The following is a 12,718-nucleotide window of genomic DNA, read 5'->3' as shown; positions in this document are numbered from 1 at the left end:
TCGCGCGGCGGCTATCCGGTGACCCTCTGCGCCTCCGACAGGTAGCCGGACAGCTCCTCCATGTAGGCCGCCTGTGCGACGTAGTCGGGCCCGATGTACTTCCACGGGTAGAGCTGCGCCGCCTCGATGGCCGGCAGCAGCGCCGCGGTGGGCTGTGCGGCGATCTCCTCGGGCGTCATGCTGAACCGCAGGGAGTAGAGCAGCACGTCGCTGGGGTGGTTCGGCACCTCTTCCCAGCCCACCGAGTTCCAGAAGTAGCCGTCGCCGCCCGGGTCGACGAAGTTCACGCCGAGTTCCTGGTAGAGCGCCAGCTGCGGGTCGTCGGAGGCCTTGGCCATCCACCACCCGTCGGCCTCGGTCGCGAACACCGGCAGCACGCTGACGCCGGACGACGCGGTCTCGGTGAGCTCCTCCGACGCGGTCTCGAAGTCCGCGCGCGCATCGGCGACCGTCCCGCTCCCGGTGTCGACGCCGAGCGCATCTGCGAGCTCGACCACCCGCTCGATCACGTCGGCGGCGGAGCCGCGGTAGGCGATGGTGATGATCGGCGCGATCTCGGCGACCTGCTCCTGCTGCGCCTGGTCGGTGAAGCCGTAGCCGGCGGTGTCCGCAGGGATCTCGCCGGAGGAGTCGACCGGGTAGATCGTGGTGACGATGACGTCGGGGTCGGCGGCAGCGAGCGCCTCGAGGTCGATCTCGCCGTAGGAGGAGCCGACGATCGCGACGTCGGACAGGTCCCGGCCCTCGAACGCGACGTCGTCCTCGGCGGAGGTCTGGCCGAACGTGGCGACCGGCTCGAGGCCGTAGTTCCAGAGCGAGGCGGCCAGGTCGTTGAGGCCGGCGATCCGGGTCGGTGCCTCGGGAAGTTCCACGGTGGTGCCCAGGTCGTCGGTGAAAGACCATCCGCCCTCGGCGGGCTCGGAGCCGGTGGTGTCGGTGCTCTCCTCGCCGCAGGCGCTGACGGCGACCGTCATGCCCAGGGCGAGGAGGCCGCCGAGGAGGCGGCGAGACGTGCGGCGCAACGGAACTCCCTCGGGAAGGGGATGCATGATCATCCCGGCCGTGAGAAAGGTTAGCCTGCCCTAAGTCCAGCGTTGTCGCCGGGTCGGCCCATCGGTCAGCGCAGCCGGCGGACCGGGACGACCATCGGCGTCCCGGTGACCGGGTCGGGGAGAACCCGCGCCTCGAGGTCGAACACGCTGGCGAGCAGCTGCTCGGTGAGCACCTCGGCGGGCGTCCCCTCCGCCACCAGGACGCCGTCCTTCATGGCGACCAGCCGCTTCGCGTAGCGGGCGGCCAGGTTCAGGTCGTGCAGCACGACGGCGACGGTGCGACCGCGCTCGGCGTGCAGCCGTCCCACGAGCTCGAGGACGTCGATCTGGTGGGAGAGGTCGAGGTAGGTCGTCGGCTCGTCGAGCAGCAGCAGGTCGGTGCCCTGGGCCAGGGCCATCGAGATCCACGCGCGCTGGCGCTGGCCCCGGACAGCTCGTCGACCGGCCGTTCGGCGAGGTCGGCCATGTCGGTCCAGGTGAGCGACTCCGCGACCACGGCCTCGTCGTCCCGGGACCACTGGCGCAGCCAGGTCTGGTGCGGATGGCGGCCGCGCGCCACCAGGTCGGCGACGGTGAGCCCTCGGGGGCGATGGGCGATTGCGGGAGCAGGCCGAGCACCTTCGCGACCTCCCGGGTCGGCGTCCTCGCGATCGCCTGGCCGTCGAGCACGACCTGGCCGCCGGCCGGCCGCAGGAGCCGGCCCAGCGCCCGGAGCAGCGTGGACTTCCCGCAGCCGTTCGGCCCGACGATCGCGGTGAACGAGCCCTCGGTGAGCTGCAGGTCCAGGTCGCGGACGACGACGTGGTCGTCGTAGGCGAGGGTGACGCGGTCGGCGGCGAGACGGACCCGTCCCTCCGGGGAGCCCGCCGGCGCCGGTTCCCCGTGCGCGACGTGGTTCCCGGTGAGCACGTGGTCGAGGGTCACAGCGGTGTCGTCCTCACGTGAACTGCCGCCTTCCGCGGACGAGGAGCCAGAGCAGGTACGGGGCGCCGAGGACGGCGGTGAGGATGCCGACAGGCAGCGCCTCGGGCAGCACGGTGCGCGTCACCAGGTCCGCGCCGACCACCAGGACGGCGCCGAGCAGGCCCGAGGCCAGCAGTGGCGGCCGCGACCCGCCGGCCAGGCGGACGGCGATCTGCGGGACCACCAGCGCGACGAAGGTGATCGGCCCCGCGGCCGACACGGCGAAGGCGACGCAGCCGATGGCGATGAGCACGACGGCCGCCTGGGCCGTCTGCAGCCGCACGCCGAGCCCGCGAGCGGTGTCGTCGCCGAACTGGAGGACGCCGAGGGCGCGGCTTGCGGCCAGCGCCAGGGGAGGAGCACGACCAGCGCCACCGCGAGCGGCAGGGCGGCGTCCCAGGTGCGGCCGTTGAGCGAGCCGGTGATCCAGACGTAGGCCGCCGCGGCGTCGTAGATCTCGGCGTTGGTGAGCAGCCAGTCGACGAGAGCGGTGCTCACCGACCAGAGCGCGATGCCGATGAGCACCAGCCGGTAGCCGTCGATGCCGGCCCGCCAGGTGAGCAGGAACAGCAGGAACCCGACCGACAGGGCGCCGAGCAGCGCGGCCAGGGGGATGCCGAGATCGGTCAGCGCGCCACCGAAGGCCCCGGCGGAGCTGAGCACGATGGCGCTGACCGCGCCGACGGACGCCCCCATGGTGATGCCCAGGGTGTCGGGGAGGCGAGCGGATTGCGGGCGAAGGTCTGGAACAGCGCGCCGGCGACCCCGAGGGCCAGGCCGACCAGCACGCCCACCGCGATCCGGGGCGCCCGCAGCTCCAGGATGATGAAGTCCTGCGGGCCCGCACCCAGCCCGACCAGGGTGCGGAGCACGTCCGGCACGCTGATCGGGAAGTCGCCGCGGCCCAGGCTGACCGCCGACAGCACCACGAGGACGACGAACGCCGCCAGCGGCACGACCAGCTGCCGCCAGCGCACGATCCCCGAGGCGCCGCCGATCCGGACGACGGTGCCCGTCCTGGGCGCGGGAACCGGCGGGTCGATCGCGGGGGCGCTCACAGCCCGACCGTCTTCCGCCGGCGCACGAGGGCGATGAAGAACGGGGCGCCGATCAGCGCCAGCACGATCCCGACCTGCAGCTCGCCGGGGCGGGCGACGACGCGGCCGATCACGTCCGCGGCCAACAGCAGGACGGCGCCGGCCAGGGCCGAACAGGGAACCAGCCAGCGGTGATCGGGGCCGGTGACCGCACGGACGGCGTGCGGCACGACGAGCCCGACGAAGGCGATCGGGCCGCAGGCGGCGGTCGCCGCGCCCGCCAGCAGGGTGATCGAGGCCAGCCCCACCGCACGGGCGAGCCAGATGCGCTGCCCCAGCCCGCGGGCGACGTCCTCGCCGAGGCCGAGCAGGTTGAGCGCGGGCGCGTTGACCACGGCGAGGAGCAGGCCGAGCACGATGAACGGGGCGACCTGCCACGCCACGTCGGCGTCCCGCCCGGCCAGCGCGCCCACCACCCAGAAGCGGAAGGAGTCCAGCGTCTGCTGGTCGCTGACCAGCACCGCGCGGACCAGGCCGTACATCAGCGCCGACAGCGCGGCGCCGGCCAGCGCCAGGGTGATCGGGGTGGCACCGCCGCGGCCGGCCGAGCCGATCGCGTAGACGAGCACCGTGCCGGTCAGCGCCCCGAGGAAGGCGAACCAGACGTAGCCCGAGGGCGTGCTGATGCCGAGCACCGCGATGGAGAGGACGACGGCGAGGCTCGCACCGGCCGTCACCCCGAGCAGGCCCGGGTCGCCGAGCGGGTTGCGGGTGTGGCCCTGCATGAGCGCGCCGGCCACGCCCAGCGCCATGCCGACCAGCAGGCCGAGGACGGTGCGCGGCACCCGCAGCTGCCGGACGATCACCGCTTCCTCACTGGTGAGGCCGCCGTCGAACAGCGCCCGCCAGACCTCGCCCAGCCCGATGGCGCGGGTGCCGACCGCCACGCTGACCAGGCACGCGGCGACGGTCAGGGCGAGGAGGAGGAGCAGGCCGAGCCAGCGGCGTGACCGCCCGTTCCGTCGCGTGCCGGTGGAGCCCGACGCGGTGCCCCGTACGGGGGCAGCGGTCGCGGCGGTCACGTGCGGCTCCCGGGGACGGCGGGCGAGAAAGGAAGGCTTACCTTACCTGCCGGCCGGAACCGGGCGGGTGGCCGAGCCGTTGCCCGGGGACGCGACGCGCAGGCTCCGCCGGACTGACCCCGTGGGGGAGGTGGATCTGCCGGGCGATCAGGTGCGTACGGGGTCGAACCGATGGGAACGGTGTCCAGACACGCCCCCGGAACATCCGGCCGGTGTCCGCCGAGGTCCTGTCCGACAGGCCGCGCAGTGCAGGGAGGCAGGGGTGTCCGCTCAGCCCGGGTCCGACCTGTTCTCCGCGCAGCGGCTGTCGCACGCCCTCGTCGACGCGACCGATTCCCTGATCTGCGTGGTGGACGGCGACGGCCGCATCCTGCTCGCCAACGCCGCGCTGGAGCGCTTCACCGGACGGGCGGCCGCCGACCTGGTCGACCGGTTCCTGTGGGACGTGGTGGTCATCCCGGAGGAGGTGCACCACGCCCGCGCCGCGGTCGCCGACGCGATGGCCGGCGGGGACCTGATCCCCGGGAGGTCGACTGGCTGGCCGCTGGCGGTGCCCGGCGGCGCGTGGCGCTGCACAAGAGCGTGCTCGCCGACGAGACGGGTCGGCGCTACGCAGTCGCCTTCGTCGGGTCCGACGTCACCGAGCGGCGCCGGCGCGAGGAGCTGAGCCACCTGCAGGCCAGCACGGACCCGCTGACCGGCGTGGCCAACCGGCGCGTGGTGTTCGAGGTCCTGCAGGAGCACCTGGCCGCGGCGAGGGGTCGTGGGTGCGGCCTGCTCTTCTGCGACGTCGACCGGTTCAAGCAGGTCAACGACGAGCACGGGCACGCCGCGGGTGACCAGCTGCTGGTGGCGCTGGCCGGGCGGCTCGGGGAACTGGCCGGACCCGGCGACGTGGTGGCCAGGCTCGGCGGCGACGAGTTCGTGCTGCTCAGCCCCGGGTCGGATCAGGATTCGCTGACCTCCCTGGCCGAGCGTCTGGATGCGTGCATGCGCGCGCCGGTGCAGACGTCCGCCGGTGCGTTGGCCCTCCGGGTCAGCGTCGGCAGTGCCCTCGGCCGGCCGGGGAGGACCCCGACGACGTGATGGCGCGCGCCGACCGGGCCATGTACGGCTCGAAGACCGTCCGGCGCCGCAACCGGCCCCGGTCGTCGCACGGGTCGGTCCGCGTCCCCAGCTGATCGCCGGCGTCAGCGCTTCTGCCGTCGGCTCCCGCCGTGCCAGTCCTCCGCGAGGCCGGCCTCTCCCGGGCGGACCCCGAGCGCCGGCAGCTGCGGGCGCTCGCGCAGGCTCCGCTTCAGCTCGGCGAACCCGGGGAAACCGGCCAGGGCGATCACGTGTTCCCAGAGCTCCACGGCCTCGTCGTCGTCGGGCAGCCGGCTGATGACCGGCCCGAAGAAGGCCACCCCTCCGGTGGCCGGAAGTGCAGGATCGGCGTCCCGACGTCCTTGCCGGTCAGCGCGAGCGCCTCGTCGGTCTCTGCCCGCAGCTCCGCGTCCAGCGTCTCGTCGTCGAGCGCCTCGACGAGGCCTGCCGGCAGACCGACCTCGGCCAGCGCGGGTGCCAGGAAGTCCCGGGTGCTCCGGTCGCCGGCACCCGGTGCTGCGTCGACCTCGAAGATCCGCCGGCCGAGCGCCTCGTACAGCGGCCCCACCGCGCCGTGGCCGTGCTCGGCGCGTACCCGCGCGGCCACCCGCAGCAGCCGGAGCCCGTCGGTGTGGCCGGCCTCGTACTCGGGTGGGAAGTGGGCGTCGTAGTCGATGTGCGCGTTGAGCAGGCGCAGCGAGATGAACCGCCACTCGACGGCGTACTCGCGCCGCGCCGCGACCGTGCGGACCCACTTGCTGGTCATCCACGCGAACGGGCACACCGGGTCGAAGTAGAAGTTCAGATCGGCATCGGTCACCGACCGAACGTAATACCCCGGCGGAGGAGCGGCAGTGCCGATGAGGACGAGGTGGTGCGCGCGGTGCGGGGTCCGTTGCTGGTGATCTTCTGGCTGGTCGTCCTGGCGGGCGCGGTGCTGTGGCAGTGGGCGCCCGCGCTCGGGGATGGTCGCTCGGAGGCCTGCCTCGCACGTCCCGCCCCGCGGGTGTCGGGATCGATCTGAGCTGGCACGTCGAGCCCGAGCAGTCGTGGTGGCCGCTGGGCGTGACCTGCCGGTGGACGAACGCCGCGACCGGGGAGGGGCCGATCGTGGACGGCCCGGGCGGTGGCCCGACGGTGGTCGCCGGAGTTGCGCTGGCCGGGCTCGGCGGCGTCGTCCTCAGCTGGGCAGGACCGACTCGATCGCGGCGCGGACCTCGGGGGCGTCCGGCTGGGTCCGCGGACGGAAGCGGCCCACCACCTCGCCCTGGCCACTGATGATCCACTTCTCGAAGTTCCAGGAGACGTCGCCGTCCGTGCCGTCGACGTCCGGGACCGACGTGAGCTGCTGGAAGAGCGGGTGGGCGCCGGGTCCGTTGACCTCGACCTTCTCCGTCATCGGGAACGTGACGCCGTACGTGGCGGAGCAGAACTCGGCGATCTCCTCGGCGGTGCCCGGCTCCTGGCCCATGAACTGGTTGCACGGCACCCCGACGACGGTGAAGCCGCGGGCGGCGTACTCCTCGTGCAGGGCCTCCAGACCGGCGTACTGCGGCGTGAGGCCGCACCGGCTGGCCACGTTGACCACCAGGGCAGGCCCGCCGCCGGTCAGCTCGCGCAAGGTCGTCGGCTCGCCCTGGAGCGTGGTCACCGGCAGGTCGAGGAGCGACTGGTGGCCCCCGTGCAGGGCCCGCCGCGAGCTTGCGAGGGGTGGGGGCAGGGGGTCCTTCTCCATGACTGCCGTCAGCGTCGTCCGCCGGGCGTTCATTCCAGGCCGCTGATGTCGTCGGGGACGTCGACGGCGTGCTGGCGCAGCGCCTCCATCGGCACGATCTCCAGCGCCCGGGCGTGGGTGGCGGCCAGGACGACGCCGGCAGCCGCGCCCGCCTGGTAGGCCTGCAGCCACCGGACGGCCACGACGCACCACCGGTCGCCGGGCTTCAGGCCCGGGAACCCGTACTCGGGCCGGGGGTGGACAGGTCGTTGCCGAGCTCGCGCTGCATCCGGAGGAAGCCGGCGGAGACGACGGCGCAGACGGTGTGCGAGCCGAGGTCCTCCGGCCCGGTGCTGCAGCAGCCGTCCCGGTAGAAGCCGGTCAGCGGCTCCGTGCCGCACGGCTCCAGCGGTCCACCCAGCACGTTGCGCTCGTCGGGCTCCACGGTCCTCCTCGGCGGTCGTCGGTGCGCAGTGCGAGTACATGGTGGGCGCGCGGTCAGGATGGCATGGTCGGGACGTGGCCGACGTCCCCGCGGAACTCTGGAAGCCGACGCCCGAGAGCATGCGGGCGACCCGCATGGCCGCCTTCGCCCGCTGGGTGGAGGAACGGCGGGGGCTCTCGTTCGGCGACCCGACCGACTACGACGCCCTCTGGCGCTGGTCGGTCGAGCACCTCGACCAGTTCTGGGGCGACCTCGCCGAGTGGACCGGCGTACTGCCCGGCGTCCCCGACGACCGGGTGCTGACCGACCGGAGCATGCCCGGGGCGGTCTGGTTCCCCGGGACGACGGTCAACTACGCCGAGCAGGCGCTGCGGCACCCGGCCGACGACGCGCCCGCGCTCATCGCGGTCGCGGAGGACGCCGAGCCGGTCGAGATCCCGTGGGCGTCGCTGCGCGCCCAGGTCGGGGCGTTCGCGGCCACGCTGCGGCGGCTCGGGGTGCAGCGGGGCGACCGCGTCGTCGGGTACCTGCCGAACGTGCCCGAGGCGGTGGTCGCCTTCCTCGGGGCGGCGTCGGTCGGTGCGGTGTGGTCCTCCTGCGCGCCCGACTTCGGCACCCGCGCCGTCCTCGACCGGTTCGCCCAGATCGAGCCGGTCGTCCTCGTCGCCGTCGACGGCTATCGGTGGGGCGGCAAGGCCCACGACCGTCGGGACGTCGTCGCCGAGCTGCGGGCCGGGTTGCCCACCGTGCGCACGACCGTCGCCGTCCCGCGGCTGCTCCCGGACGAGGTGCCCGACGCCGCGCTCCCGTGGGCCGACGCCGTGGCGGATGCGCAGGAGCCGGTGTTCGAGCCGCTGCCCTTCGACGCCCCCTGTGGATCCTCTACTCGTCCGGGACGACGGGGCTGCCCAAGGGCATCGTGCACGGGCACGGCGGCGTGGTGCTGGAGCAGCTGAAGTCCAGCCGGCTGCACTCCGGCGTCGGCCCCGGGGACCGCTTCTACTGGTACACCTCCACCGCCTGGATGATGTGGAACGTCGTGGTGTCGGCACTGCTGTCCGGCGCCACCGCGGTGCTGCACGACGGCGCGCCGGCCTACCCGACGGTCGACGCCCAGTTCGCGCTCGCCGCCCGGCTGGGCGTCACCCACCTCGGCACCAGCCCCGGGTACCTGGCCGCCTGCCAGAAGGCCGGCGTCCGGCCCCGGGACGACCACGACCTCTCCGCGCTCCGGGTGCTCGGGTGCACCGGCTCGCCGCTGCCCGCCGCCTCCTACCTCTGGGTCTACGACGCGGTCGGGAGCGACCTGCAGCTGACCTCCGCGTCGGGCGGGACGGACGTCGCCACCGGGTTCATCGGCAGCTCACCGCTGCTGCCGGTCACCGCCGGGGAGCTGCAGCGGCCGATGCTCGGCGTCGCCGTGGCCTCCTGGGACGAGGAGGGGCGACCGGTGACCGGGGAACTCGGCGAGCTGGTGGTGACCGAGCCGATGCCCTCGATGCCCCTGCACTTCTGGAACGACCCCGACGGCGCGCGCTTCCGCGCCGCCTACTTCGAGCCGTGGCCCGGCGTGTGGCGGCACGGCGACTGGCTGGAGATCACCGAGCGCGGCACCTGCGTCATCACCGGCCGCTCGGACTCGACGCTCAACCGCGGCGGGGTCCGGATGGGGACGGCCGACATCTACGCGGCCGTGGAGTCGGTCCCCGCCGTCGCAGACTGCGTCGTCCTGGGCGTGGAGCTGCGCGACGGCGGCTACTGGATGCCGCTGTTCGTGCAGCTCGTGCCGGGGAGGAGCTGACCGACGAGCTCGAGGCGGAACTGAAGGCCGCGATCCGGCAGCAGGCGTCACCGCGGCACGTGCCCGACGAGATCATCGCCGTCCCGGGGTGCCGCACACCCGCACCGGCAAGCGGCTGGAGGTCCCGCTGAAGAAGCTGTTCCAGGGTGTCGACCCGGCCAAGGCGGTCAATCCCGGCGCCGTCGACGACGCCTCTTTGGTCGACCACTACGTCCAGCTGGCGCAGCAGCGCGGCTCCGGCCGCACCGGCTGACGTGGGGCCGCGGCACGACGCGGCTGCAGGTCGGGTGACCCGGCTCGACGGTGAGCCCGCTCACCTCACGGGTGACGACGGCGTGCGGCGGGCACCCCAGCCGCCAAGGTGCACGTGATGATCGCCTGACCGAGGAGGCCGACAGTGACGTCGACCGATAGCGCCACCGAGACCTGGCAGCCCGAGCCGCCGGTGCTGCTGCCGCCGTGGCACACCCCGGAGCGGGAGGAGCTGCAGCTGCAGGCCCGTCGGTTCGCCATGGACGAGGTGCTGCCGGTCGCGAACGAGCTCGACCCGCAGAAGGGCGAGATCCCGGCGTCCCTGCTGACCCGGCTCGCCGAGCTGGGCTACTTCGGCATCACCGTGCCGGCGGAGCAGGGCGGGCTGGGCCTGGGCGTCTTCGAGTACTGCATGGTCAGCGAGGAGCTGGCCCGGGCGTGGATGTCGACGGCCAGCATCCTGGCCCGCTCACAGGGCCTGGGGACGGCGGTGCGCGACGCCGACCGCCGGCACGAGCTGCAGGAGCGCAGCGCCCGCGGCGACTGGATCGGCGCCATCGCGCTGTCGGAGCCCGACGCGGGCTCCGACCTGGCGGGCGTGCAGACCCGCGCGGTGCTGGACGGCGACGAGTGGGTGGTCACCGGGCGCAAGCGCTGGTGCGGCAACGCGAAGGCTGCGGACTTCATCCAGGTGCTCGTCCGCGAGCGCGACCCGGAGGAGGGCGAGTCGCGCTCGGCCGGCCTGCTCAACCTGCTGCTGGAGAAGAAGCGCGGTGAGTTCCCCGAGGGCCTGTCGGGCTCCCCGATCGACAAGATCGGCTACCACGGCTTCCTGACCTGGGACCTCGCCTTCGACGGCGTCCGCATCCCGGAGGACAACGTCATCGACGAGGCCCGCGCCGCCCGCGAGGAGAGCGAGGAGGAGGGCCTCGACACAGCCGCCGCGCAGCAGGCCGGGTTCGCCGAGGCGCAGAAGTTCCTCAACACCGCGCGCGTGCACACTGCCGCCCGCGCCGTCGGACTGGCCCGCGCCGCGCTGGAGGACTCGATCCTCTACCTGCAGGAGCGCGAGCAGTTCGGCCACCCGATCGGCGACTTCCAGGCGCTGCGGTTCGCCGTCGCCGAGATGGCCGCGCAGATCGAGCAGTCCCGCGCCTTCTACCGGCAGGTCGCCCACCTTCTCGACCTCGGCCTCCCGTGCACAAGGAGGCGTCGATGGTGAAGCTCGAGGCCACCGAGATGTCGATCCGGGTGACCAACCAGGCCATGCAGCTGCACGGCGGCAACGGCTACACCACCGAGCGGCAGGTCGAGCGTCACTGGCGCGACGCGCGGCTGACCACGATCTTCGAGGGCACCAGCGAGATCCAGAAGCGGATCATCAGCGACCGCCTGCTCCCGCGGAGCCCGCTCAGCTGAGCGACCGTGCGCTGGTCGGGGTCCTGGACCCGTCGAGGCCCCGATCAGCGCACAGTCCGGCGTCACGCGGAGAGGCGGGTGGGCATCAGCATGCGGCACCGTCGTAGAACCGGAGGGCGCTCACCGTGAGCCCGGACTCCCGGGCCGTCTCACCGATACCCCGCACGCCTTCCTCCACCCGGCCGACCGTCGGGCCTCGACCAGGTCGAGGGTCAAGCATTCGCCGCGAGCGCCTCCTCGTCGGCGTGGGCGATGTGCGCGAGCTCCCGCCAGATGAGCGCCAGGATGACGGCCGAGCCGACGAAGGCGAACCAGAACGGGCCGGTGATCCCCCAGATCCGGGCGATGACGCCGCCCAGCGCCTGGCCCGCCACGATCCCGCCGAAGACGCCGATCGAGTACAGGCTGCCGACCCGCCCCTGCAGCTGGGCGGGCACCGCCCGCATCCGCACCGTGCGGGACGTCGTCCCCCAGACGAACGCGTGGGCACCGAAGACGAACATGATCGTCATCGCCACCCAGGGCGTCGTGGTGAGGGCGAGACCGAGGTGGGTGAGGGTCTCGATGACCAGCCCGACCCGCATGATCGCCGCCAGGCTGGCGCGCCGCTCCAGCCAGTCGTAGCCGGCTGTGCCGGCGATCCCGCCGAGCGCACCCACGGTGGTGAGCAGCCCGAACCCGATCGGGCCGAGGCCGAGGTGGTCGGTCGCGTACAGGACCAGGACCGACCAGGCCGCCCCGTAGGTGACGTTGAAGGTCACGATGGTCAGCGTCAGCGTCCGGACGGCGGGGTTGCCCCACGTCCACCGGAAGCCCTCGGCGATGTCGCGGCCGACGTGGCGCGGCCCTCGGGCGCGGGCAGCGGGGGCACGACCATCCGCGAGATCAAAAGCGCCGCGAGCAGCACGCACAGGGTCTGGACGACGAACGGCCAGGCCATGCCCAGCGCGAACAGCGCGGCGCCGACCGCCGGGCCGACGAGCTGGTTCATCGTGATGCCGGCGGTCATCATCCGGGCGTTGCCGATGCCGAGGTCCGCCCGTGGCACGACCATCGGCAACAGCGTCGCGCTCGTGGTGTCGGCGAAGACCTCGGCGGTCCCCAGCAGGAACATCGCGGCCAGGACGACGGGGATGTTCACCGCACCGGTGACCAGTGCGGCGACCAGCACCACGAGCACGAACGCGCGAACCAGGTCGACCACGACCACCACGAGGCGGCGGTCGACCCGGTCGGCGAGGACGCCGGCGTGCAGGCCGAACAGCAGCCACGGCAGCCGCTGGAGCAGGCCGGCGAGCGCGACGAGGAGCGGGTCCGAGGTCTGCGACGCGACCAGCAGCGGCCCGGCGGCCAGCGCGATGCCGTCGCCCAGGTTCCCGGCCCACGCCGAGCCGACCAGCCAGCGGAACGGCGTCCCCATGCGGGCCGGGAGCACTGCGTCGACGATCCGGCCCACGAGGAGGAGAGCTTAGGCGGCGCCGGGCCGCAAGGCCGACACCATTACCGGTCCGGCGCCCGGCGCCCGGACCTCGTCGCTGCCTGGCCGGGACGCACTCGCGGTCCAGCGCCCGCCGGCGCAGATCAGGACACGCTGAGCACGCGGGCTTCCCACGGGCGCAGGAGCTCGGGGTCCTCGTCGGCCAGGTTGCCGAGCAGCAGCCGCCCGTTCGCCGCCTCCGGCAGCAGCTCGACCAGCGGGTACGGCGTCGCGCTCACGTTGCAGACGACCAGCAGGACCTCGCCGTCGAGGGTGCGGGTGAACGCGTAGACGTCGTCGTGCTCGGGCAGCAGCATCGCGAAGTCCCCGAGCGCGACGACCGGGTTCTCGTGCCGTAGCGCGATCAGCCGGCGGTAGTGGGCGAGCACC

The 12,718-nt window shown here is 73.5% G+C and carries 16 protein-coding genes and 4 pseudogenes; 8 read left to right on the top strand and 12 right to left on the bottom strand.

Features of this window, described 5'->3' with window-relative positions; genetic code table 11:
* Window positions 1-11: 11 nt before the first annotated feature.
* The 3 genes and pseudogenes from U6N30_RS27730 to U6N30_RS27720 form a co-directional block, all read right to left on the bottom strand.
* The gene (locus U6N30_RS27730; RefSeq protein ID WP_324274802.1) at window positions 12-1,055 is read right to left on the bottom strand and encodes an ABC transporter substrate-binding protein; all 1,044 of its coding nucleotides are present in this window, start codon (window positions 1,053-1,055) and stop codon (window positions 12-14) included.
* Window positions 1,056-1,117: 62 nt separating this feature from the next.
* Window positions 1,118-1,450: an ABC transporter ATP-binding protein gene (locus U6N30_RS27725; protein ID WP_324278622.1), complete on the bottom strand. Its 333-nt coding sequence runs from the start codon at window positions 1,448-1,450 to the stop codon at window positions 1,118-1,120.
* 256 nt (window positions 1,451-1,706) lie between these two features.
* Window positions 1,707-1,802 (bottom strand): annotated as a pseudogene (locus U6N30_RS27720) (ATP-binding cassette domain-containing protein); the annotation flags it as partial.
* A 51-nt stretch (window positions 1,803-1,853) separates the two neighbouring features.
* Here U6N30_RS27720 and U6N30_RS27715 point away from each other — a divergent pair.
* Window positions 1,854-1,997, top strand: coding sequence for a hypothetical protein (locus U6N30_RS27715; RefSeq protein ID WP_324278621.1), 144 nt, complete (start codon window positions 1,854-1,856; stop codon window positions 1,995-1,997).
* On the opposite strand, the pseudogene U6N30_RS27710 reads toward U6N30_RS27715, so the two are convergent.
* Both U6N30_RS27710 and U6N30_RS27705 read right to left on the bottom strand, forming a co-directional pair.
* Window positions 1,990-2,887, bottom strand: a pseudogene (locus U6N30_RS27710) (FecCD family ABC transporter permease). The gene U6N30_RS27715 and the pseudogene U6N30_RS27710 sit on opposite strands and share 8 nt — an antisense overlap.
* Before the next feature lie 182 nt (window positions 2,888-3,069).
* Window positions 3,070-4,134, bottom strand: a complete 1,065-nt coding sequence (locus U6N30_RS27705; RefSeq protein ID WP_324274801.1) for a FecCD family ABC transporter permease — start codon at window positions 4,132-4,134, stop codon at window positions 3,070-3,072.
* A gap of 262 nt (window positions 4,135-4,396) precedes the next feature.
* Here U6N30_RS27705 and U6N30_RS27700 point away from each other — a divergent pair, with 262 nt between their 5' ends.
* Both U6N30_RS27700 and U6N30_RS27695 read left to right on the top strand, forming a co-directional pair.
* On the top strand, window positions 4,397-4,801 hold the full coding sequence (locus U6N30_RS27700) for a PAS domain-containing protein (protein ID WP_324274800.1): 405 nt from the start codon (window positions 4,397-4,399) through the stop codon (window positions 4,799-4,801).
* Window positions 4,717-5,220: a GGDEF domain-containing protein gene (locus U6N30_RS27695; protein WP_324274799.1), complete on the top strand. Its 504-nt coding sequence runs from the start codon at window positions 4,717-4,719 to the stop codon at window positions 5,218-5,220. The genes U6N30_RS27700 and U6N30_RS27695 overlap by 85 nt, the downstream gene beginning before the upstream one ends.
* A gap of 104 nt (window positions 5,221-5,324) precedes the next feature.
* On the opposite strand, the gene U6N30_RS27690 is transcribed toward U6N30_RS27695, so the two are convergent.
* Both U6N30_RS27690 and U6N30_RS27685 read right to left on the bottom strand, forming a co-directional pair.
* Window positions 5,325-5,540 (bottom strand): mycothiol-dependent nitroreductase Rv2466c family protein, encoded by a 216-nt coding sequence (locus U6N30_RS27690; RefSeq protein ID WP_422677990.1) that lies wholly within the window; start codon window positions 5,538-5,540, stop codon window positions 5,325-5,327.
* The gene (locus U6N30_RS27685) at window positions 5,468-6,040 is read right to left on the bottom strand and encodes a mycothiol-dependent nitroreductase Rv2466c family protein (RefSeq protein WP_324274797.1); all 573 of its coding nucleotides are present in this window, start codon (window positions 6,038-6,040) and stop codon (window positions 5,468-5,470) included. The genes U6N30_RS27690 and U6N30_RS27685 overlap by 73 nt, the downstream gene beginning before the upstream one ends.
* Window positions 6,041-6,091: 51 nt before the next feature.
* Here U6N30_RS27685 and U6N30_RS27680 point away from each other — a divergent pair, with 51 nt between their 5' ends.
* Complete coding sequence (locus U6N30_RS27680; protein ID WP_324274796.1) at window positions 6,092-6,244, top strand: hypothetical protein; 153 nt, start codon at window positions 6,092-6,094, stop codon at window positions 6,242-6,244.
* Between the two features lie 156 nt (window positions 6,245-6,400).
* Here U6N30_RS27680 and U6N30_RS27675 read toward each other — a convergent pair whose 3' ends face one another.
* Window positions 6,401-6,988 (bottom strand): glutathione peroxidase, encoded by a 588-nt coding sequence (locus U6N30_RS27675; protein ID WP_324274795.1) that lies wholly within the window; start codon window positions 6,986-6,988, stop codon window positions 6,401-6,403.
* Window positions 6,985-7,358, bottom strand: a pseudogene (locus U6N30_RS27670) (DUF2237 family protein). The gene U6N30_RS27675 and the pseudogene U6N30_RS27670 overlap by 4 nt, the downstream one beginning before the upstream one ends.
* Window positions 7,359-7,453: 95 nt before the next feature.
* On the opposite strand from U6N30_RS27670, the gene U6N30_RS27665 reads away from it, so the two are divergent.
* From U6N30_RS27665 to U6N30_RS27650, 4 genes and pseudogenes are all read left to right on the top strand, one after another.
* Window positions 7,454-8,335: an AMP-binding protein gene (locus U6N30_RS27665; protein WP_324274794.1), complete on the top strand. Its 882-nt coding sequence runs from the start codon at window positions 7,454-7,456 to the stop codon at window positions 8,333-8,335.
* Entirely contained in the window at window positions 8,251-9,180 is a 930-nt protein-coding gene (locus U6N30_RS27660) for an AMP-binding protein (protein ID WP_422678154.1), read from the top strand. Before U6N30_RS27665 ends, U6N30_RS27660 begins: the two co-directional genes overlap by 85 nt.
* Window positions 9,181-9,268: 88 nt before the next feature.
* Window positions 9,269-9,433 (top strand): hypothetical protein, encoded by a 165-nt coding sequence (locus U6N30_RS27655; RefSeq protein ID WP_324274792.1) that lies wholly within the window; start codon window positions 9,269-9,271, stop codon window positions 9,431-9,433.
* A 258-nt stretch (window positions 9,434-9,691) separates the two neighbouring features.
* A pseudogene (locus tag U6N30_RS27650) lies at window positions 9,692-10,851 on the top strand (acyl-CoA dehydrogenase family protein).
* Window positions 10,852-11,063: 212 nt separating this feature from the next.
* Here the strand turns inward: U6N30_RS27650 and U6N30_RS27645 are convergent.
* From U6N30_RS27645 to U6N30_RS27635, 3 genes are all read right to left on the bottom strand, one after another.
* Window positions 11,064-11,627, bottom strand: a complete 564-nt coding sequence (locus U6N30_RS27645) for an MFS transporter (protein ID WP_324278501.1) — start codon at window positions 11,625-11,627, stop codon at window positions 11,064-11,066.
* Window positions 11,624-12,307: an MFS transporter gene (locus tag U6N30_RS27640; protein WP_324274791.1), complete on the bottom strand. Its 684-nt coding sequence runs from the start codon at window positions 12,305-12,307 to the stop codon at window positions 11,624-11,626. Before U6N30_RS27640 ends, U6N30_RS27645 begins: the two co-directional genes overlap by 4 nt.
* A gap of 125 nt (window positions 12,308-12,432) precedes the next feature.
* Window positions 12,433-12,717, bottom strand: a complete 285-nt coding sequence (locus U6N30_RS27635; protein WP_324274790.1) for an alpha-glucosidase C-terminal domain-containing protein — start codon at window positions 12,715-12,717, stop codon at window positions 12,433-12,435.
* Window position 12,718: the final 1 nt, after the last annotated feature.

Origin of the sequence: Blastococcus brunescens, assembly GCF_035320885.1 — a bacterium.
Classification (GTDB): Bacteria; Actinomycetota; Actinomycetes; order Mycobacteriales; family Geodermatophilaceae; genus Blastococcus_B; species Blastococcus_B brunescens.
This window is presented reverse-complemented; position numbering and strand designations above follow the sequence as displayed.

Coding starts and splice junctions, on each gene's coding strand:
- U6N30_RS27675 (WP_324274795.1), bottom strand. CDS start 6,988: ATGAACGCCCGGCGGACGACGCTGACGGCAGTCATGGAGAAGGACCCC.
- U6N30_RS27725 (WP_324278622.1), bottom strand. CDS start 1,450: ATGGCCCTGGCCCAGGGCACCGACCTGCTGCTGCTCGACGAGCCGACG.
- U6N30_RS27730 (WP_324274802.1), bottom strand. CDS start 1,055: ATGATCATGCATCCCCTTCCCGAGGGAGTTCCGTTGCGCCGCACGTCT.